Raw genomic sequence first — 22,296 nt, 5'->3', positions numbered from 1 at the left:
ATGTCTTGCAAGAAAATGTCGGCCATCGCCTTGGCGGCGGGGTGTAGCGTCGCGGCGATCGAGTCGGCGTCGGCGGACGTGAACTATGCATATTACACGACGACGGCCATCGACGGATCGATCACAGCCACGGTGACGTCAGGCAGTGGCGTTAACGTCTATACCCCATCGCCGAGCCAGATCTTCTTGCTGGACAGCACGTTTGCCGTCCTCCAGCTCGCCTGGTGCATCGACATCGCCACGCCGTTGGCGCAAAGCGGGTCCTACGGCGTCGATCCCGGAGCTCTGCCTGCCAATCCGGGCGCGATCGGAGCGCTCGTCTACAACGGAAATCAGCTTCTCGCCGGGATTGACCCGGTGAATGGCGCCGGCTCCATCACGCAGCAGCAGCAGATCGACTCGGAAGCGATTCAGCTCGCGATCTGGGATGTCGAGTACAATACCGCAGGGTCCAGCATCGTCTACTCGGGCGTGGATGCGGATGTGCTGACGGCCGCCAACACGTACCTGCAGAACGTGACCGGCGGGACTTGGGCGGCGAATCCGAATATCGAGGCGTTGTCGGCCGACGGCACTCAGACGCTCATCGCAGCCGCGGCTGCTCCCGAAGCGTCGACCTGGGTCATGGCGCTCGTCGGGTTCGCGGCGCTCGGCGCCGCAGGTTACCGCCGCCCGTCAGCGCCATCGGCGTCCCGCGCCTGATACGCGGGTCCGGCGCGAGGCCGGAGCAGCCATAATTTCCAATCTTTGACAAGACGGGTCGAGTTCACGACGTGAGCTCGGGTGTGGTTTTTTGCGTCCAACCGGGAAGCTGTCATGACCGATATTTCCGACTCCAGCACCCCCTCGGTCGCCACCGATCAGCCGGATTACGCACCCGGCTCCGAGGCGATCTTTACCGCAACCGGCTTCGACCCGAACAGCACGATCGAATTTCAGGTCCAGATCCTTCAGCCGGACGGGACCTATTCCGCTCCCGTCGCCTGGTTCGCGACCGCGTCAGATACGGGCGACGTCTCCACCCCGTTTCTGGTCGACTACACCTACGCGAACACGTCCGACCTGTTGACCGCGACGGAAGTTACCCTCAATCCGGACGGCAGCGTCACCGCGGTCGGCCCGTCTGCGTCGACGCCGTTTACGGATTCCGCGTCCAACTCCCTCACGATTACCAAGACCTTTACGACCACGCCGCAAGACGTCGCCGACGTCGACGCCAACGGCGGGGAGGCCGACACCGCAGGGCAGGTCATCCACTATACGGTGACGGTCAAAAACACCGGGACCGGTTTGCTGACCGGCGTCGCCGTCACGGATGCGCTTTCGGGCGCCCTGACCGGATCGGTTGCCTTGACAGGCGGCGCCAGCGTGCTGACGCCGGGGTCGACGGAAACGCTCACCGGTTCGCTCACGGTCACTCAGGCCGAGATCGACGCCGGCGTCGCGATCGTGAACACCGCGTCGGTGACCGATGCGCAATCGGTGAAAGGTTCGTCCACCGTCACCACGACCATCGCGCAGCATCCGGGCCTGTCGCTGACGAAGAGCGTCGCCGCCAGCGCCGCGACTTACGCCGGCGACGCGGCCGGATCGGTCGACGCGGCCGGCCAGACGCTGACCTACACCATCGTCGCCAAAAACACCGGCAACGAGACGCTGACCAACGTGGTCGTGACCGACCCGATGGATCCGACCGCCGGCAATGTCGTCGGCACGATCGCCGCGCTCGGCGTCGGCCAGTCGCAGACCTTGACCTTCACCGTGGCGGCGACGCAGGCCGAGATCGACGCCGGGGCGGCGATCGCCAACACCGCGAGCGGCGCCGACGACCAGAACGCGCCGGCGACCTCGAATACGGTGACGACGTCGGTCGATCAGCATGGCGGACTGTCGCTGACGAAGTCGGTTTCGACCACGCCGTCGCTCGCGGGCGACGCGGCCGGGTCGGTCGACGCGGCCGGCCAGACGTTGACCTACACGATCGTCGCCAAAAACACCGGCAACGAGACGCTGACCAACGTGGTCGTGACCGACCCGATGGACCCGACCGCCGGCACTGTGGTCGGGACGATCGCCGCGCTCGGCGTCGGCCAGTCGCAGACCTTGACCTTCACCGTGGCGGCGACGCAGGCCGAGATCGACGCCGGGACGGCGATCGCCAACACCGCGAGCGGCGCCGACGACCAGAACGCGCCGGCGACTTCGAACACCGTGACGACGTCGGTCGATCAGCATGGCGGCCTGTCGCTGACGAAGTCGGTTTCGACGACGCCGTCGCTCGCTGGCGACGCGGCCGGGTCGGTCGATGCGGCCGGCCAGACGCTGACCTACACGATCGTCGCCGAAAACACCGGCAACGAGACGCTGACCAACGTGGTCGTGACCGACCCGATGGACCCGACCGCCGGCAATGTCGTCGGCACGATCGCCGCGCTCGGCGTCGGCCAGTCGCAGACGCTGACCTTCACCGTGGCGGCGACGCAGGCCGAAATCGACGCCGGGACGGCGATCGCCAACACCGCGAGCGGCGCCGACGACCAGAACGCGCCGGCGACGTCCAACACGGTGACGACATCGGTCGATCAGCATGGCGGACTGTCGCTGACGAAGTCGGTTTCGACCACGCCGTCGCTCGCGGGCGACGCGGCCGGATCGGTCGACGCGGCCGGCCAGACGCTGACCTACACGATCGTCGCCAAAAACACCGGCAACGAGACGCTGACCAACGTGGTCGTGACCGACCCGATGGACCCGACCGCCGGCAATGTCGTCGGCACGATCGCCGCGCTCGGCGTCGGCCAGTCGCAGACGCTGACCTTCACCGTGGCGGCGACGCAGGCCGAGATCGACGCCGGGACGGCGATCGCCAACACCGCGAGCGGCGCCGACGACCAGAACGCGCCGGCGACTTCGAACACCGTGACGACGTCGGTCGATCAGCATGGCGGCCTGTCGCTGACGAAGTCAGTTTCGACGACGCCGTCGCTCGCGGGCGACGCGGCCGGGTCGGTCGACGCGGCCGGCCAGACGCTGACCTACACGATCGTCGCCGAAAACACCGGCAACGAGACGCTGACCAACGTGGTCGTGACCGACCCGATGGACCCGACCGCGGGCACTGTGGTCGGGACGATCGCCTCGCTCGGCGCCGGCCAGTCGCAGACTTTGACCTTCACGGTCGCGGCGACGCAGGCCGAGATCGACGCCGGGACGGCGATCGCCAACACCGCGACCGCGACCGATACGCAGAACGCGCCGGCGACTTCGAACACCGTGACGACGTCGGTCGATCAGCACGGCGGCCTGTCGCTGACGAAGTCGGTTTCGACCACGCCGTCGCTCGCGGGCGACGCGGCCGGGTCGGTCGACGCGGCCGGCCAGACGCTGACCTACACGATCGTCGCCAAAAACACCGGCAACGAGACGCTGACCAACGTGGTCGTGACCGACCCGATGGATCCGACCGCCGGCAATGTCGTCGGCACGATCGCCGCGCTCGGCGTCGGCCAGTCGCAGACGCTGACCTTCACCGTGGCGGCGACGCAGGCCGAGATCGACGCCGGGACGGCGATCGCCAACACCGCGAGCGGCGCCGACGACCAGAACGCGCCGGCGACGTCCAACACGGTGACGACATCGGTCGATCAGCATGGCGGACTGTCGCTGACGAAGTCGGTTTCGACCACGCCGTCGCTCGCGGGCGACGCGGCCGGATCGGTCGACGCGGCCGGCCAGACGCTGACCTACACCATCGTCGCCAAAAACACCGGCAACGAGACGCTGACCAACGTGGTCGTGACCGACCCGATGGACCCGACCGTCGGCAATGTCGTCGGCACGATCGCCGCGCTCGGGGTCGGCCAGTCGCAGACCTTGACCTTCACCGTGGCGGCGACGCAGGCCGAGATCGACGCCGGGACGGCGATCGCCAACACCGCGGCCGCGACCGACGCCCAGAACGCGCCGGCGACCTCGAATACGGTGACGACGTCGGTCGATCAGCATGGCGGGCTGTCGCTGACGAAGTCAGTTTCGACCACGCCGTCGCTCGCGGGCGACGCGGCCGGGTCGGTCGACGCGGCCGGCCAGACGCTGACCTACACGATCGTCGCCAAAAACACCGGCAACGAGACGCTGACCAACGTGGTCGTGACCGACCCGATGGACCCGACCGCCGGCAATGTCGTCGGCACGATCGCCGCGCTCGGCGTCGGCCAGTCGCAGACTTTGACCTTCACCGTGGCGGCGACGCAAGCCGAGATCGACGCCGGGACGGCGATCGCCAACACCGCGGCCGCGACCGACGCCCAGAACGCGCCGGCGACCTCGAACACGGTGACGACGTTTGTCGACCAGCATCCGGGCCTGTCGCTGGTGAAGAGTGTTGCCACCAGCGCTCCGGTCTATTCCGGCGACGCGGCCAACAGCATCGACTCGGCGACGCAGACGCTGACCTACACGATCGTCGCCAAAAACACCGGCAACGAGACGCTGACCAACGTGGTCGTGACCGACCCGATGGATCCGACCGCGGGCAATGTCGTCGGGACGATCGCCTCGCTCGGCGTCGGCCAGTCGCAGACGCTGACCTTCACCGTGGCGGCGACGCAAGCCGAGATCAACGCCGGGACGGCGATCGCCAACACCGCGACCGCGACCGACGCCCAGAACGCGCCGGCGACTTCCAACACCGTGTACACGCCCGTCGAGCAGCACAAGCCGGCGAGCCTGTCCCTCGCCAAGACCGTCACGTCGATCACGGAGCCCGGCAGCGGCTCGCACGGCTGCGGAACCAGCGGCTCGGGAACCACCACCCTCAGCCCCGGCAGCAAGGCGGTGGCCGGCGACACGATCAACTACTCGATTGTCGCAACCAACACTGGCGGCGTGACCCTGACCGGCCTGACGGTCGTCGACCCGCTGACCGGGAAGACCCTGATCAGCGGCGCGAGCCTGGCGGCGGGCGCGACCGACACGTTCACGACCAGCTACACCGTGACCGCTCAGGACATGAGCAACGACGGCAATCCGGCGGGCAGCGGCGACATCGTCAATACCGCGACCGCGACCGACAACCAGACGTCTGCGGTCGCCGCGAGCGCCACGACCGTTCTGAACTACGCGCCGGGGCTCAGTCTGACCAAGGTTGTCACCTCGATCAGCGACAGCAGCAACAGCGGATGCGGGCCGGGTTGGGGGGGCGGCGGCTCGGGATGCGGCGGCGGTGGCGGTTCGGATTGCGGCGACGATGCCGATTGGGGCGGCGGCTCAGGTTGCGGCTCGAGCGGAGGGAGCGGCTCGGCCTCCGTCGTCGACGCGGGCGACACGATCACCTACCAGATCGTCGCCGCCAACACCGGCAACGTGGCGTTGACGAATCTCGTCATCATCGACGCGTTGACGGGCGCGAAACTGGCGAGCAACGTCACGCTCGGCGTGGGTCAGAGCCTCACCTACACCACGAGCTACACGATCACCGCCGCCGACATGAGCAACGACGGCAATCCCGCCGGCTCCGGCGACATTGTGAACGTCGCGACCGCGACCGACGCGCAGACCGCCGCCGTCCAGGCCTCGGCGACGACGCAGATCACCTACCAGCCGGGTCTCCAGGTTTCGATGGCCGCCAACCCCAACGGCAGCGGCGGCTGCGGCTCCAGCGGTTGGGGCGGCTGCGGTTCTGACGGCGGTTGCGGCGCCGGCTCGGGCGGCGTTACCGCGGTCGGTCAGACGATCAGCTATGCGGTGACGGTCACCAACACCGGCGACGTCGGCCTCACCGGGCTCACCTACGCCTACGGCCCGGTTGCGTTGACGGGCGGCGCGGCGACGCTCGCCGTCGGCGCCAGCGAAACCCTGACCGGCACTCATGTCGTGACGCAAGCCGACGTCGACGCCGGCTCGTTCGTCAGTTCGGTGACGGTCAACGACGCGCAGAACGTAAAGCAGACCGCGTCGGCGACGACCGCGATCGCGCAGACCCCCGGCCTGACCGCGGTCGAACTGGTTTCGACCGACGGCGGCGTCAACTGGTACGCTGCGTCCGGCGGGTGCGGCGGCCTCAGCAACTCGGTCATCAGTCAGGACACCGGAATAGCCGCCGCCGATCTGCATACGGGCGCGCCTGTCGCCTCTGCCGGACCGGTGGAGTTCGAGGTTCTCGTCGTCAATTCCGGCAACGTCGATCTCTCGAGTGTCTCGGTCCACGATTCGGCGGCCGGCTTGAACGTCTCGCTCGCCTCATCGTTGCTCGGGGCCGGGCAGTCCGAGGAGTCGTCGATCGCGACCCTGACGCCCTCCCAGATGGGCGCGACGATCGCCGATACGGCGACGGCGTCGGGGACCTACGACGGCGCGAGCGTGGTCACGGCGTCGTCCTCGGCGTCCTTCCAGACGCCCGCCGCAACGACCGCTTCCCGCACGGCAAGCGGTTGGGCCAGCGCCTCGTGGACGGGCGTGGACCCCAGTTCGAGCAAGCTCGTTCTCGGCGACGTGAACGGCGGCGGGGTCGCGAACGACGGACCGACCAACGCAGCGGAAACCGGGAACCACGACTACAACGACCTGACCTTCACCGCTTCTGCAGCCAAGAGCCTGCTCGGCGCGAGCGGGTCGGGCGACGCCCGCGTCGCCGTAGCGTCCCAGCTCGTCGCGGCGCAGATGAACCTCTACAATGACCTCGCCTTCGACCAGTCGCATGGCGGCCTCGCGTCCGGCTACGAAGCCGCGCCGAGCGGCCTGATCGAGGAGTCGGTCCTGTGGCTGACCGGGAACGACTTCGGCACGGGCGTCGCATCCAACACCGATGCGGCGGCGAATGTCGACGTCAATCATAACGGGACGCTCGATAGCTCCGAATACAACGGCGGCGCTGCGTTCACGTCGTTCTCGAGCCCGGCGCTGTCGACCAGCAACGCGGCGTATACGACGATGCAGGACGTCCTTGCCGCCACGGCGGCGGGCAACTGGGACCATCTGACCATCACCGCCAATGCCTTGGGTCTCACCAACGCCTTGACGGACTTCAACAACGGCTCGCTCGTCGTGTCGTCCGACGGCTCGATGATCGGCTGGAACAACCACGGCGCGATCACCGACGTCCACCAAAACTCGGCCGGAGCGTTCTGGGCGGTCCTCTACGACCAACACGTCGCCGGCGTGTCGCACGCGTAAGGGGCCGGGAGGACAGGGGGCGGATCGCCGTCGGGGGCCGAAGGTCACGGCCGGTTCTCGTGCGGACCCGGCCCATCGTTCCGCCCGCAGCGCGATCGCGTCGCTTGCGGCGCTCGTTGTCTGCGCTCCTCCGGGCGTCCGCGCCGCCGCTGCGGCCGACAGCCGCGACCCGTCGGCTGTTCCAGGGAAAGCCGCGGGCTCTCCGGGAGGCGCCCCGGCTCACGCCCCGGAGCGCAGCGACCCATCCGGGGCCATCGCCGCCTGCAGCGCCGCGGCCATGCTCTTCTCATCGTAGGGCTTTTGCAGCACCACCGCGCGCGCGCCGTCCCGTCCGCCGTGCGCGGCGAGGTCGTATCCGGTGGCGAAGACGATCTTCAACCCCGGCCGCCGCGTCGCCGCCTGCGCGGCGAGATCCTCGCCCGACATGCCGGGCAGGACGAGATCGGTCACCATCACGTCGAAGCCGTCCCGGTCGAGGGTCGCGAGCGCCTCCTCCGCATCGCCCGCTTCCTCGACGGCGTGCCCGAGGTCGGTCAGCATCTCCGCCGTCGCGAACCGGATTAACGCGTCGTCCTCCACCAGCAGGACCCTGAGCGGCCGCGGCGAGGCGGCCGGGCGCGCGGATGGCGGCGAGTCTGCTCGCGGCGCCGCGCGGGCCGCATTGCGCTGCTGCTGGTTTCTCAGCACGTGGCGGATCTTCCGCGCCAGCGCATCGCGGCTGTAGGGCTTGCTGAGCAGCTCGATGCCGTCGTCGAGGCGGCCCCCGTGCACGATGGCGTTTTCGGTGTAGCCAGAGGTGAACAGGACCGCGAGGTCGGGCAGCCGCGCCTGCGCCCGGCGAGCGAGTTCCGGGCTCCTGAGCGCGCCCGGCATGACCACGTCGGTGAACAGAAGGTCGATCGGGACGCCGCTTTCGACGATCGCCAGCGCGCTGCCCGCGTCCTTGGCCTTGAGCACCCGGTAGCCCATGTCCGACAGCATGTCGACCACCGTCATGCGGACTTCCTCGTCGTCCTCGACGACGAGCACCGTCTCCGCGCCGCCGGTCGCCTGGCCCATGTCGACGTCCGTCTCGACGTCCTCCTGGCCGCGCGCACGGGGCAGGTAGACGCGCACGGTCGTGCCCTGGCCCACCTCGCTGTAGATCTTGATGTGGCCGCCCGATTGCTTGACGAAGCCGTACACCATGCTGAGTCCGAGGCCGGTTCCCTGGCCTTCGGGCTTGGTGGTGAAGAACGGCTCGAAGACGCGGCCCATCACGTCCGGCGCGATTCCGGCGCCGGTGTCGGTGACGGCGAGCATGACGTACTGGCCGGGCGTCACCTCGTCGTGACGCGCCGCGTAGTCGTCGTCGAGCCAGGCGTTGCCGGCCTCGATGGTGAGCTTGCCGTGTCCGCCCATCGCGTCGCGCGCGTTGATCGCCAGATTGAGGAGGGCGTTCTCGAACTGGACCGTGTCGACGAAGGCGTTCCACAGGCCTCCGGCGACCAGCGTCTCGACTTCGACGCCGTCGCCGAGCGCCCGGCGCAGCATGTCGTCGAAACTGCGAATCAGACGGCCGAGGTTGACCACCTTGGGGGCGAGCGGCTGGCGCCGGCCGAAGGCGAGCAATTGCGAGGCGAGCTTGGACCCGCGCGAGATGGCGGAAATCGCCGTGTGAAGGCGCTTCTCCGCGCGCTCGTTTCCCACCACGTCGCGGCCGAGCAATTGCAGGTTGCCGCCGATGATCTGCAGGACGTTGTTGAAGTCGTGCGCGACGCCGCCGGTGAGCTTGCCGACCGCCTCCATCTTCTGCGCCTGGAGCAACTGCGCCTCCGCCTGGCGCCGCTCGTCGACGGCGGCGGCGACCCGCTGCTCGAGCAAGTCATTGGCCTCCCGCAGGACCCGCTCGGCCTCCTTGCGGTCGGCGATGTCGATGATCGAGCCGATGTAGCCGAGGAACCGGCCGTCGTCGCCGAAGCGCGGCGCCGCGGCGCCGAGCGCCCAGCGATACACCCCGTCGTGGCGAAGCAGGCGGAACTCGGCGCGAAAGGGCTGTTGCGCCGCGTTGCCGTGGCGAAAGGCGTCGCGCGTCGCGGCCCGGTCGTCGGGATGAAGCGCGTCCCAGGCCCCCGACCCGAGCGCCCCGTCGAGGGTCTGGCCGGTGAATTCGGACCAGAGCTGGTTGAGATAGGTCAGCGACCCGGCCGGATCGGACATCCACATCATCACCGGCGCGTGCTCGGCCATGTTGCGGAAGCGGGCCTCGCTCTCGCGGAGGCCGCGCGTCGCCTCGCGTCGGAGAAGCGACAGTTCGAGGTTGGCGTTGACCCGTGCGATCAGCTCGCGGGCCGAGAAAGGCTTGGTGAGATAGTCGTCCGCCCTGGCTTGGAGGCCTTCCACCCGCGCCTCCTCGCCGGCGCGCGCCGACAGCACGATGACGGGAAGGTCGGCGAGCGCGCCGTCGCCTCTGATTTCGCCCAGCAGCCCGAAGCCGTCGAGCTCCGGCATCATGACGTCGGTGAGCACGAGGTCGGGCTTTCGCGCCCGAATCGCCTCGAGCGCCGCCCGCCCGTTCGCAACCGTCTCGACCTCGAAGCGCGATTCGAGCAGCCGCCGCAGGTAGCGGCGCATGTCCGCGTTGTCGTCGGCGATCAGGATGCGGGCGCCGGCGGTTCGTCCCGCAAACGAAAGGTCGAGCGGTTCGTCGCCCCGGTCGTCCGGGCTGTCGCCGATCGCTCCGTCCGGCAGCCAGCGCATGGCCTCCTCGACGAAGGCGTCGGCGCGAAGCGAGGTCGAAGCGCGGGTGCGGCCCCGGCCGATCCTGTCCTCGGCGAGATGGCCTGTTCCGAAGGGAATCGAGATCGTGAAGGCGGCGCCGCGGCCCTCGTCGCTCTCGGCCCGGATGCTTCCGCCGTGCAGCCGGACGAGTTCCTGCACGAGGGCGAGGCCGATCCCCGACCCCTCGAACGAGCGGCTCCTCTGGCCTTCGATCCGGTGGAAGCGTTCGAACAGTCGCGGCAGCTCGGCCGCAGGAATGCCGACGCCGGTGTCGCGGACGACGAGTTCGGCGGCGCGGCGATCGTCGGAAATGCGGAGCTGGACCGAAATCACGCCCTCGAACGTGAATTTGAAGGCGTTCGACAGGAGGTTGAGGACGATCTTCTCCCACATGTCGCGATCGACGTAGACCGGCGCGGGCAAGTCTTCGCACACGATGTCGAGGCTGAGGCCGGCGCGCACGGTCGCCGACTCGAAGTTTGACGCGAGCTCGCTGGTCAGGCGGGAAAGGTCCACCGGTTCGAAGCTCATGTCGATCCGGCCGGCTTCAATGCGGGAAAATTCCAGCAGCGCGTTCACCAGCTTGAGCAGGCGCAGGCTGTTGCGGTGGGCGGTCTCGAGACGGGCGCGATCGACCGCCGCCAGGCGCGCCGACGTTTCCTGCAGCATGTCTTCGATCGGACCGAGCATCAGGGTCAGCGGCGTGCGGAACTCGTGACTGATGTTGGAGAAGAACGCCGTCTTGGCGCGGTCGAGCTCTGCCAGCGCTTCCGCCCGCCGCTTCTCCTCCTCGTAGGCCTGGGCGTTGGCGATCGCGGACGCGATCTGTCCCGCCGCGAGGCCCAGGAAGCCGCGATAGCTGTCGTCGAACAGCCGGAACGGATTGAGGCCGACGACCAGCACGCCGGCGCGTCCGCCGTCGCCGCTCGGCGGAATGGGAAGCAGAGCGGCGCGCGCGGGGGGCTGGGGCCAGGGCCCCGCGGGGACGGCTTCGCCCGCGACGGCCTCGACGGTCGGGACGACGACGACGGTCTGCGTCCGCAAGACGTCGGCGATCGGCCAGGGCGAGCCTTGCGCGAGGGCGAGGGAGGCGGGGGCGAGCGGGTGGCCCGGCGCGATGCCGGAGCAGCCGGCGAGTTCCGCCGCGCAGGCGTCGCGCTCGGCGACATAGATCATCGAGAATGGCAGATCGCGCGGGTTCCTGGCGAGCGCGCCGGCGCTGAGCGCGCAGGCTTCCCGCCAGTTGCGCGCGTGACCCCCCTCCGCCGCGAGATCCCTCAGCGAGGCGAGCTGCCGTTCGCCGATCACCCGCTGCGTGTCGTCGGTGTTGGCGCAGAAAATGCCCCCGACCGCCCCGTCGTCGGTCGGGATGGGGCTGTAGGAATAGGTGTAGTAGGTCTCTTCCGGATAGCCGTTGCGCTCCATGATCAGGAGCTGCGATTCGACGTAGGTGCCCTGGTCGCCGCCGAGCGCGGTGTCGAGCATGGGGCCGATCTGGTCCCAGATCTCGCTCCAGACCTCGCGCGTGGGACGGCCGAGCGCCCACGGGTGCTTGCCGCCGATGATCGACTTGTAGGCGTCGTTGTAGAAGGTCGTGAGCGCCTCGCCCCAGCCGATCCAGATCGGCTGGCGGGAGGTCAGCATGATCCGAATCGCCATCATCAGGCTTTGCGGCCAGGAGTCGGGCGCGCCGAGCGGCGTCGTCTCCCACGGGTAGCCGCGCAGGAGCGCCCCGAGTTCTCCGCCTCCCGACAGGAAACCGCGCCCGGTCTCGCCGGAATCAGCGTCGTCGACCTTCGCAGAAGCACGCATCGATGCCGTCCTCGAACCCCGAACCATCCTTCGCGGCCGAAATCACGCACCGCTCGACGGCAAACTACCGGGATACGAGAGACTTGCACACATGGTTCACCGCCGCTGGGAACCAAGCATCGCGACCGGTCGTTTTTGTGGCTTTTGCTCCGGATCGCAAGTCCCGAGCCGACCGCCAGCGCGGAGATGGCGTCGCTCAGCGGGAGGGCGCCCGCTCCCCGGGCGCCCGGTCGACCGGACGCGCCTGTCCGCTTCCGACTGATGGAGGATGCGGGCGCGCGGCTCGGGGAAGCCGAGGCGTCCGCCGTCGTCCAGGACCTTGCGCCGCGCCGCGCCGCGGCGCGGGCGCACGCGCTCGATCCAGGGGCCGAGATGGGGCGAGACGTGGATTCCAGCCGGCGGCGGTCGCTGTCGCGAACAGAGCCGCGAGCCGGTCCGGATCGGACGCCGGCGCGCCGTCCTCTCCGAGGAAGGGCGCGAGAAAGGCGCGCGGCTCGGGGGTCGGGACCGGTCCCCTCGGCGCGGGGGCGGCGGGATCGCCCTCTCGCGCAAGGAAGAATTCCGGGCGCGAGGCCGAAGCCGCCGCGGCCGGTGCGGCAGGGCTCTGATCAAGAGCAGGCCGGCGTGGACCTTATCGCTCGAGGTCATATCCCAGCAGCGCCTCGCGCTTGCCCATCCCGTCGCAGTCGTCGCGATTGGCGGCGAAATGGGATTTTTCCGAGTCGGAGTAGCAGCGGTAGAGCGGCTGCGTATTGGTCTGTTGCGCGGAATAGACGAAGCCGGCGCTGCGCAGGCGGCGGTAGCCGTGGCTTTCACAAACGCCATTCTCGATCAGGATATGGTCCGGATGCCCCGGCCCGTCGCTGACGCATTCCTCGAGCTCGACGGAAGCGTGCGCAGCGTCGGGACTCGTCATGACATAGCCGAGCTCGGCGACGAGCTTATAGGCGCTATTGTTTTCCGGCACGGGGGCGGTCGTCGCCCAATGGTCGTGGCGCGCTGCGGCGTACCAGTGCGTCAGCATCTCGCCGACTTCCGGCTCGCCCGGCCCGCGCGTCCAGGCGATGTCGACGGGACGGAAGACGAGATAGCGCCTTGCGAAGGTCTCGCCGGGGCTGAGATACATGTAGGTCAGCAGCCAGCGGTCGCCGAGCTGGTTGCTCCCGGACTTCGCGTCGAGCAGGACGGGGTAGGCGACCAGCTCGAGGCCGTTCTTGCGCGACCAGTCGCCCGGCTCCGCCAGCATGAGCGGCTCGGCGAAGACAGGGGCGAAATGCAGGCGGTCTTTGGACGCTTCGAGCCCCAGGCCGCCCTTCACCCAGTTGAGCCCGAGGGTTTGGCTGGTCGTCCGCCACCACGCGACGCCGCCGCCGTCGAGCTTGCCCGACCGGCCGTCGACGCCGGGCTCGGACCAGGCGCCGTCGAAATATTTCGTCCACTTGCCGGGGCCGGGATCCGACGCAGGCGCGCGGGCGATGAAGCCGTAGCCGCCCTCCCAAGGGTGGCCGCCATTGTGCTTGCAATAAGCGTAGTCATATCCGTCGTCGCCCCGGATCGCCGTGACGCAGCTGTCGCCGGTCTCCTTACCCGCGGCCGGGGGATCGGTTCCCCGGATGATCGGGCCTTCGACCGTCCAGGTCAGACCGTCGTCGGCCGAGGTCGCGATCGTCATGCTGGCGTGAGTCTGGCCGCCCTTGGCGTAGTCGCACGCCGTCTCGTTGTGCACCCAGCCGATCAAAGTCTTGCCCTGCCGCTCGACATGCTGGAGCCATTGACCGCACGAATCGGGAGCGCCGGGCGGCCCGCGCCCGAGCACGGTCCTCGCCTTGCCGCCCATGTCGTGCGGCGTCTTGCCGTCGATTGCGATGGTGGTCCCGGCGGCGGTGAAGCCGCGGAAGAGCCCGTTGGGCAGTTCGATCTCGGTGAAGGAATCGTCGGCGATGTCCGGGGCCGGGCCGCGGACGACGAGCGGCGGCCCGACCCGCACGCGCATCGAACCGTCCGGACCCGCCCGCCCCGGTTCGGCGCTCGCCGCCTTCGCTTCCCGGACTTCGGGAGCCATCGCGGCGCGGCCGCTCTGAGTGAGCGCGCCGCAGCGGAAGACGCTGTCGGCGTCGGGCTCCTTCGACCACGGGTCGGAGTTCCAGGAGAAATAGTCGATCCCCATGAGCCGGCCTTCGGCCGCGGCCTCCGAGAAAGCGGCGCGCGTCTCCTCGACGAGCAGGGTGCGGCCCGCCTCCCTCGCGCTCGGGCAGGCCAGATCGGCGTTGGGAAATCCCCATTCGGTGATCCAGCACGGCTTTCCGGCGCCGGCGCCCCGGGGCCGGCATGCGGCGAGATCGACGCGCTGCAAACGCTGCTTCAACGCCGCCGTCGCGGCGGGGTCGCCGGGCCGGGCGGTCGAGGGATAGGCGTGAACGCCATAGGCGTCGACGAGTCGGTCGAGCCCGTGGGCGCGCAGGAAGGCGAGGGTCGCCGACAGGCTGACCATGTCCTCTTTCTTGCTGTTGTAGATCTTCGCCCCATCCTCGGCGCTGACGAGACCGGCGGAGATGATCGGCGCGGCGTGATTGAGCCGCGAGCGGTCGCGTACGTCCTTCAGGGCCGCGAGAACATCGAGATATTTCAGGAATCCCCTGGCGACCTGTGCGGCCTCGGGATCGCCGGCGAGATCCTCGAGGCTGAAGATTCTCCCTTCGCCGGGCAGCGGGAACTCGGGATTGAATCCCGCCCAATTGATCTCGTTGCCGAGCTCGGCGCCGGCGATCGGAATTCCGGCCGCGTCGAGGGCGTCGAACAGGCGCTGGAACGCCGCCTTCGAGAGCGCCGGATCGGCTGCGGACAGCGGCGGGCCGCCCCACATATGCGGGAAGGCGTCGGGCTGATAGGGTCGCTTCGGCGCGCTGGGTCCGTATTCCGGCGTGACGATCAGTTGCAGCCTTATGCCCTGAGCCAGCGCGCGTTTCGCGAAATCGACGCCCTTGTCGTCGTTCGAGATCCCGCAGCGGATGACGGCGACGCGCGCGGCCTTGATCTCGGCGAGGATGGCGTTCTGATCCGCGACGCTGGCGCGCATCGGATTGACCACGTTGACGCCGACGAGGAGGGCTTCGGCGAGAACGGGCCAAGGCCACAACAGCGCGATGGCGCTGGCGATCCACCCAAGGACCGTGCGGCGTCGAGGCTTGCGCATGCGCGTCTCCGAAGTTCGCGCGACGCTATCGAGTAGGCGCATCTTCGTCGAGAGAACGCGGGCGGCTTCATTGGATACGAGCCGGTTGACAGCGCGCCGACGGCTGAGCCATCGCGCCATCGCGGAGGGCTGTCTCAGCCGACGGTCTTCGCCGCGGTCCATCGCGCCGGATTTGGTAAAAAGCCCGCAGGCGCGGACCTCTACCGCAACCCCCGGTTGATCGCCTCCAGCGCCTTCGCCCCCGGGCAGAGTTCCGCTTCCGTTAGCGCGTTCAGCGGCCGCGCCGTCGTGCCGAGCGTGTCGTGCAATTCCTCGACGTCGTCGTCGAGATAGAGCAGGCCGGTCGGGATCTCGCCGGTCTCGCGGCAGCGCTCGAGCAGCGTCAGCGCCGCGGCGCGGTCGGAGAAATCGTGCTCGGCGTCGAGCTTGCGCAGGTGGATGGTGGCGCCGTCGTGCATGGTCACGGCGAGCGCCGCGCCCTCGGCGTAGTCGATCTCGATCGGCTCGCGCCCGGTGATGAAGTCGAGCGCGCTGACCGCGATGTTGTGCTCGCGCACGTAATCGTAGCTCTTGGTCGAGCCCTCGTGGTTGTTGAACGTGACGCAGGGCGAGATCACGTCGATGAAGGCCGCGCCGCGGTGCCCGAATGCGGCCTTCAGCAGCGGCACGAGCTGCCCCTTGTCGCCGGAGAAGCTGCGGGCGACGAAGGTCGCGCCGAGCTGGATGGCGAGCGCCGCGAGGTCGATCGGCTCGTCGGCGGCGCGCGCGCCCTTCTTGCTCTTCGAGCCGCGGTCGGCGGTCGCCGAGAACTGGCCCTTGGTGAGTCCGTACACGCCGTTGTTCTCGACGATGTAGACCATGCGCACGCCGCGCCGCATGACGTGGCAGAACTGCCCGAGGCCGATCGAGGCGGTGTCGCCGTCGCCGGAGACGCCCAGATAGGCGAGCTCGCGGTTGGCGAGATAGGCGCCGGTCAGCACCGAGGGCATGCGGCCGTGCACCGAGTTGAAGCCGTGGCTCTGGCCGAGCATGTAGGTCGGCGTCTTCGACGAGCAACCGATGCCGCTGAGCTTGGCCACCCGGTGCGGCGGCAGCGCCAGCTCGAAGCAGGCGTGCACGATCGCCGCTGTGATCGAATCGTGGCCGCAGCCGGCGCACAGCGTCGACATCGACCCCTCGTAGTCGCGACGGGTGAAGCCGAGCGTGTTGGTCGGGATCGACGGATGGCGGAACTTCGGCTTGCCCTGAAAGGTCATGTCACGTCCTCGAGGATCGGCGGGGCGGCGGCGGGTTTCAGCCGGGCGGCGACGGCGTCGGCGATGAAGCGGGCGGTGATTGGCGAACCGCCGAAGTGCAGGATGGAAGTCAGGTCCGCCGGGTCGAGCCCGAGATCGCTCGTCATCAGCGTCTTCATCTGCGCGTCCCGGTTCTGCTCGACGACGAACACACGCTCGTGCGCGCGCACGAACCCGGCGATGTCGGGGCTGAGCGGAAAGGCCCGGATGCGCAGCGCATCGGCCGCGAGGCCCGCGTCCGCCAGCAGCGCCAGCGCCTCGTCCATGGCGGCGGCGGTCGAGCCGAAATGGACGATGCCGATCGGCGCCGGCGCGCCGGCGCTGGTCAGCACCGGCGCGGGCGCGAGCCTGCGCGCCGTCTCGAACTTCAGCGCCAGCCGCTCCATGTTGTCGACGTAAGGCGCAGGGTCCTCGGTATAGCGCGCATAGCGGTCGCGGCTGGTGCCGCGGGTGAAATAGGCGCCCAGCGTCGGGTGACCGCCCGGCAGCGTGCGATAGGGCACGCCGTCGCCGTCGACGTCCTTGTAGCGGCCGAACTCGACGATCTCGTCGAGCTGGCGCGGGCTCAGCACCTTGCCGCGGTCGTAGAGGCGCTCGTCGTCCCAGCGGAACGGCTCGGTCAGGTGCGAATTCATGCCGATGTCGAGGTCGAGCATGACGAACACCGGCGTCTGCAGCCGCTCGGCGAGGTCGAAGGCCGCAGCGGTGAATTCGAACGCTTCGCCGGGGCCGTCGGGAATGAGCAGGACGTGCTTGGTGTCGCCGTGCGAGGCGAAGGCGCACAGGATCAGGTCCGACTGCTGGGTGCGGGTCGGCATTCCGGTCGACGGGCCGCCGCGCTGCACGTCGACCACCACCACCGGGACCTCGGCGAAATAGGCGAGGCCGAAGAACTCCTGCATCAGCGACACGCCGGGGCCGGAGGTGGCGGTGAAGGCGCGCGCGCCGTTCCAGCCCGCGCCGACCACCATGCCGATCGCCGCGATCTCGTCCTCGGCCTGAACGATGGCGACATTCTTGCCCCCCGTCGCCGGGTCGACGCGATAGCGCCCGGCGAGGCGCTCGAACGACTCGGCGACCGACGTCGAGGGCGTGATCGGATACCAGGCGCACACGGTCGCCCCGCCGTAGAGCGCGCCGAGCGCCGAGGCGTAGTTGCCCTCGACCAGAATGCGGTCGCCGACCGCTTCGCTGCGGCGCACGCGCAGGCCGAGCGGGCAGGCGAAGCGGGTTTTGGCGTCGTCGAAGCCGAGGCGGAGCGCGCGCGCGTTCGCCTCGATCAGCTTGTCCTTGCCCTTGAACCGCTCGGCGATCAGCTCCTCGAGCACGCCGACCTCGATGTCGAGCAGCGCCGCGAGCGCGCCGACATAGGCCATGTTGCGGTAGAGCTGGCGCTGGCGCGGGTCGGAATAGCGCGCGGCGCAGAGTTCGGTGAGCGGCATGCCGATGACGGCGATGTCGCCGCGGGTCATGGTCGGCGGCAGCGGGCGGGTGGAATCGTAGAACAGATAGCCGCCGACGCTGAGCGCCGCGACGTCCTGGGCGAAGGTCTGCGCGTTCATCGCCACCAGCATGTCGGCGCCGCCGCCGCGCGCGCCGAGAAACCCGCGCTCGCTCACCCTCACCTCGTACCAGGTCGGCAGGCCCTGGATGTTGGAGGGGAAGATGTTGCGCGGCGCGATCGGCGCCCCCATGCGCAAAATGGCCTTGGCGAACAGAAGGTTGGCGCTCGCCGAGCCAGACCCGTTCACGTTGGCGAAACGGATCACGAAATCGTTGGTTGCTTCGATCGGCATGGATGTCCCGCCTGGGCCATTTCGATGGTGTACTTTTCCATGTCCCACGCGCCGGTCGGACAGCGGTCGGCGCACAGGCCGCAGTGGAGGCAGAGGTCCTCGTCTTTGACCATCACCTTGAGGCTCTTCACCGGCTCCGACACCAGGATCGGCTGGTCGAGATTGACCGCCGGCGCGTTGAGCGAACGGCGCACCTCGTCCTCGGGCGCGTTCGGCACGAAGGAGATGCAGTCGATCGGACAGATGTCGACGCAGGCGTCGCATTCGATGCAGGCCGGGGCGGAGAACACCGTCTGCACGTCGCAATTGAGGCAGCGCCGCGCCTCGCCCAGCGCCTGCTCGAGGGAGAAGCCGAGTTCAACCTCGGTGCGCAGGTTGCGCAGCGCCGCGGCGCGCTCGACCTGCGGCACGACATGGCGGCGGTCGAGCGTGATGGCGTGGTCGTAGGACCACTCGTGCAGGCCCATCTTCTGGCTGACGAGATTGGTCATCGGCGGCGGCCGGTCGCGCAGGCTGCGCCCGTGGCAGAAGGCGTCGATCGAGATCGCCGCCTCGTGGCCGTGCGCGACGGCGGTAATGATGTTCTTCGGACCGAAGGCCGCGTCGCCGCCGAAGAACACGCCGGGCAGGCTCGAGGCGAAGGTCGTCGGGTCGATCGCCGGATAGCCGCTGCGGTTGAGCTTGATGCCGAGGTCCGCCTCGATCCAGGGAAAGGCGTTCTCCTGGCCCACCGCGATCAGCACGTCGTCGCACGGGATCTGCACGTCCGGTTCGCCCGCCGCAACCAGCTGGCGCCGGCCATGCTCGTCCTTGACCGGCCTGACCCGTTCGAACGTGACGCCGGTGAGCTTGCCGGCTTCGTGCGTGAAGGCTTTCGGAACGAGCCAGTTCAGGATTTCGACGCCCTCGTGGACGGCGTCCTCTTTCTCCCAGGCCGAGGCCTTCATCTCCGCGTAGCCGGAGCGCACGACCACCTTGACCTCTTCGCCCCCGAGCCGGCGCGCGCTGCGGCAGCAGTCCATCGCCGTGTTGCCGCCGCCGAGCACCACCACGCGCCGCCCGATCGTGTGGGTATGGCCGAAGAACACGCTCGCCAGCCACTCGATGCCGATGCGGACGTTGCGCGCCGCCTCGCCGCGGCCGGGGATGGCGAGGTCGCGCCCGTGCGGCGCACCGCAGCCGACGAAGATCGCGTCGTAGCCTTCCGCGATCAGCGCCCGGAGGCTGGCGATGCGCCGGGCCGCGACGAAGGTCGCGCCGGTCGAGAGGGCGTAGCCGACCTCCTCGTCGATCACCTCGTCGGGCAGCCGGAATTTCGGGATCTGGCTGCGCATCATGCCGCCGGCGCGCGAGTCGGAATCGAACACCACGACCTCGTAGCCGATCGCTGCGAGGTCGCGGGCGACGGTGAGCGAGGCTGGCCCCGCGCCGACGCAGGCGACGCGCTTGCCGTTCTTGTCCCGCGGGGCTTTCGGCAAGAGCCCGGCGATGTCGTCCTTGAGGTCGGCTGCGACCCGTTTCAGCCGGCAGATCGCCACCGGCTGCTCCTCGAGCCGCCCGCGCCGGCAGGCCGGCTCGCAGGGGCGATCGCAGGTCCGGCCGAGGATGCCGGGAAAGACGTTCGACTTCCAGTTGATCAGGTAGGCGCCCTGGTAATCCCCCTGGGCGATGCGGCGGATATATTCCGGGACCGGCGTGTGAGCCGGACAGGCCCACTGGCAATCGATGACACGGTGAAAATAATCCGGATTCTTGACGTCAGTCGCCCGCACGACGGCAAGTCCTCCCAAATTGCTCCGGCGCCCCGGCGCCAGTTCACGCCATTCATACGCCGATTTTCGGGCGCGCAGGCGAAAAAATCGCCCTGGGAATCGCGCGCGAAAACGCCGCGCCCGGTCAGACGGCGCCGAGTTTGTCGGCGATCAGCTGGGCGAGGTCGCCCTCGAGCGCCTTCGCCCGAAAGGCGTCGAGCAGCGCCTCGCGCTTGTCGACGAAGTCCCCCGCCATTTCGATCATATAGGCGTCGTAGATCCGCTCGAACTGCGCCAGGCCGTCGGAAATGGACGGATTGCGCGCAACCAGATCGGCGAGTTCGTTCGCGGCGCGTTCGGCTGTGGTCATCGGCCCCTTCCGTCTTGGTCGCAATCGGCTTAAAAGGCGCGCCGACCTTACCCTTCCCCCTTTCGCGCCGGCAACCGGCGCCGGAGACCGTTTCATGGCCAAGCCGCGGACGTTGTACGACAAGATCTGGGACGACCACGTCATCGAGACGGCGGGCGGCTCGAGCCTGATCTACATCGACCGCCACCTCGTCCACGAGGTGACGAGCCCGCAGGCGTTCGAGGGCCTGCGCCTGTCGGGCCGGCGCGTGCGGGCGCCGGAGAAGACGCTCGCCGTCGTCGACCACAACATCCAGACCACCGACCGCAGCCAGGGCATCGCCGATCCCGAGAGCCGCCAGCAGGTCGAGACCCTCGCCGCCAACGCGAAGGCGTTCGGCATCGAATATTACGACGAGTTCGATCCGCGCCAGGGCGTCGTCCACATCATCGGCCCCGAGCAGGGCTTCACCTTGCCGGGCACGACCATCGTCTGCGGGGACAGCCACACCTCGACCCACGGCGCCTTCGGCGCGCTCGCCCACGGCATCGGCACCTCCGAGGTCGAGCACGTGCTCGCGACCCAGACGCTGATCCAGGCAAAAGCGAAGAACATGCGCGTGCGCGTCGACGGGACGCTGCCCGATGGCGTGACCGCCAAGGACATCATTCTGGCCGTGATCGGCGAGATCGGCACCGCCGGCGGCACCGGCCACGTGATCGAATATTGCGGCGAGGCGATCGAGGCGCTGTCGATGGAAGGCCGCATGACGGTGTGCAACATGTCGATCGAGGGCGGCGCCCGCGCCGGCCTCGTCGCGCCCGACGCGAAGACCTACGCGTATCTCGAGGGCCGCCCGAAATCGCCGAAGGGCGCCGCCTGGGAGCAGGCCTTGCGCTATTGGGAGACGCTGCGCAGCGACGACGGCGCCGCCTTCGACGCCGAGATCGTGCTCGACGCCTCCGACCTGCCGCCGATCGTCACCTGGGGCACGAGCCCGCAGGACGTCGCCACCATCGCCGGCTTCGTGCCGCGCCTGGAGGACGCCGCGAACGACCAGAAGCGCGCCGGACTCCAGCGCGCGCTCGACTACATGGGGCTGAAGGGGGGCGAGAAGATCGCCGACCTCGCGATCGACCGCGTGTTCATCGGCTCGTGCACCAACGGCCGCATCGAGGACCTGCGCGCCGCCGCGAAGATCGCGGAAGGAAAAAGGGTGAGCGAGCGGGTGAGCGCGATGGTCGTGCCGGGCTCCGGCCTCGTCAAGGCGCAGGCGGAAGCCGAGGGGCTCGACAAGATCTTCCTCGCCGCCGGCTTCGAATGGCGCGAGCCCGGCTGCTCGATGTGCCTGGCGATGAACCCGGACAAACTGCTTCCGGGCGAGCGCTGCGCCTCGACCTCGAACCGCAACTTCGAAGGCCGCCAGGGCTACAAGGGCCGCACGCACCTCGTGTCGCCGGCGATGGCGGCGGCGGCGGCGATCGCGGGGCGGTTCGTCGATGTGCGGGCGTGGCGCTGAGGTTTTCACCCTTCCCCAGATTTGCTGGGGAAGGTGGCGCGAAGCGCCGGATGGGGTGTGGGCCGCTTCATCGACGCTGACGGATCGCACGACCGGCGCCGCGTCCCTGTCGCCGCTGGAGTCCTGCTTTCCACACCCCATCCGGCCCTTCGGGCCACCTTCCCCGCTTCGCGGAGAAGGGGAGAGGCCCGGTCTGAGAACCGGAAGGATGGATGATCCGCGGAAGCTCTGGGGCGGTGGCTGCCAAAAGAGGTAGCCTCCGCCGCCAGCTTCGACGCAGGACGGCGGCGCATCGTCGGCGAACTCGCCGACGGCCGCTTCGAAGGCCGCCAGGGCTACAAGGGCCGCACCCACCTCGTGTCGCCGGCGATGGCGCCGGCGGCGGCGATCGCGGTGCGGTTCGTCGACGTGCGGGCGTGGCGCTGAGGTTTTCACCCTTCCCCAGCTTTGCTGGGGAAGGTGGCGCGAAGCGCCGGATGGGGTGTGGGCCGCTTCATCGACGCTGACGGATCGCACGACCGGCGCCGCGTCCCTGTCGCCGCTGGAGTCCTGCTTTCCACACCCCATCCGGCCCTTCGGGCCACCTTCCCCGCTTCGCGGAGAAGGGGAGAGGCCCGGTCTGAGAACCGGAAGGATGGATGATCCGCT

9 protein-coding genes are annotated in these 22,296 nt (G+C 69.0%); 3 read left to right on the top strand and 6 right to left on the bottom strand.

Annotated elements, in window-relative coordinates:
* Nucleotides 1-15: 15 nt before the first annotated feature.
* Together DFR50_RS22935 and DFR50_RS22930 are read left to right on the top strand one after the other, a co-directional pair.
* Nucleotides 16-702, top strand: coding sequence for a PEP-CTERM sorting domain-containing protein (locus DFR50_RS22935; protein WP_113891596.1), 687 nt, complete (start codon nucleotides 16-18; stop codon nucleotides 700-702).
* A 114-nt stretch (nucleotides 703-816) separates the two neighbouring features.
* The gene (locus tag DFR50_RS22930; RefSeq protein ID WP_113891595.1) at nucleotides 817-7,173 is read left to right on the top strand and encodes a DUF7507 domain-containing protein; all 6,357 of its coding nucleotides are present in this window, start codon (nucleotides 817-819) and stop codon (nucleotides 7,171-7,173) included.
* 219 nt (nucleotides 7,174-7,392) lie between these two features.
* Here DFR50_RS22930 and DFR50_RS22925 read toward each other — a convergent pair whose 3' ends face one another.
* From DFR50_RS22925 to DFR50_RS22900, 6 genes are all read right to left on the bottom strand, one after another.
* Nucleotides 7,393-11,745: a response regulator gene (locus tag DFR50_RS22925; protein ID WP_113891594.1), complete on the bottom strand. Its 4,353-nt coding sequence runs from the start codon at nucleotides 11,743-11,745 to the stop codon at nucleotides 7,393-7,395.
* Nucleotides 11,746-12,376: 631 nt separating this feature from the next.
* Entirely contained in the window at nucleotides 12,377-14,938 is a 2,562-nt protein-coding gene (locus DFR50_RS22920) for a hypothetical protein (RefSeq protein ID WP_147262866.1), read from the bottom strand.
* Nucleotides 14,939-15,138: 200 nt separating this feature from the next.
* Nucleotides 15,139-16,194, bottom strand: coding sequence for a 2-oxoacid:ferredoxin oxidoreductase subunit beta (locus tag DFR50_RS22915; RefSeq protein WP_113891592.1), 1,056 nt, complete (start codon nucleotides 16,192-16,194; stop codon nucleotides 15,139-15,141).
* Complete coding sequence (locus DFR50_RS22910; protein WP_113891591.1) at nucleotides 16,191-18,029, bottom strand: 2-oxoacid:acceptor oxidoreductase subunit alpha; 1,839 nt, start codon at nucleotides 18,027-18,029, stop codon at nucleotides 16,191-16,193. The genes DFR50_RS22915 and DFR50_RS22910 overlap by 4 nt, the downstream gene beginning before the upstream one ends.
* Nucleotides 17,999-19,801 (bottom strand): FAD-dependent oxidoreductase, encoded by a 1,803-nt coding sequence (locus DFR50_RS22905; RefSeq protein ID WP_113891590.1) that lies wholly within the window; start codon nucleotides 19,799-19,801, stop codon nucleotides 17,999-18,001. The genes DFR50_RS22910 and DFR50_RS22905 overlap by 31 nt, the downstream gene beginning before the upstream one ends.
* Nucleotides 19,802-19,925: 124 nt before the next feature.
* Nucleotides 19,926-20,150 carry a hypothetical protein gene (locus DFR50_RS22900; RefSeq protein WP_113891589.1) on the bottom strand — a complete coding sequence of 75 codons (225 nt, stop codon included), beginning with the start codon at nucleotides 20,148-20,150 and terminating at the stop codon, nucleotides 19,926-19,928.
* Nucleotides 20,151-20,244: 94 nt separating this feature from the next.
* Between DFR50_RS22900 and leuC the strand changes: the two genes are divergently transcribed.
* Nucleotides 20,245-21,648 carry a 3-isopropylmalate dehydratase large subunit gene (leuC, locus tag DFR50_RS22895; RefSeq protein WP_113891588.1) on the top strand — a complete coding sequence of 468 codons (1,404 nt, stop codon included), beginning with the start codon at nucleotides 20,245-20,247 and terminating at the stop codon, nucleotides 21,646-21,648.
* Nucleotides 21,649-22,296 lie beyond the last annotated feature (648 nt).

This window comes from Roseiarcus fermentans (assembly GCF_003315135.1).
Classification (GTDB): domain Bacteria; phylum Pseudomonadota; class Alphaproteobacteria; order Rhizobiales; family Beijerinckiaceae; genus Roseiarcus; species Roseiarcus fermentans.
The sequence above is the reverse complement of the archived record's forward strand: the minus strand, read 5'-3'. Positions and strand labels throughout refer to the sequence as shown.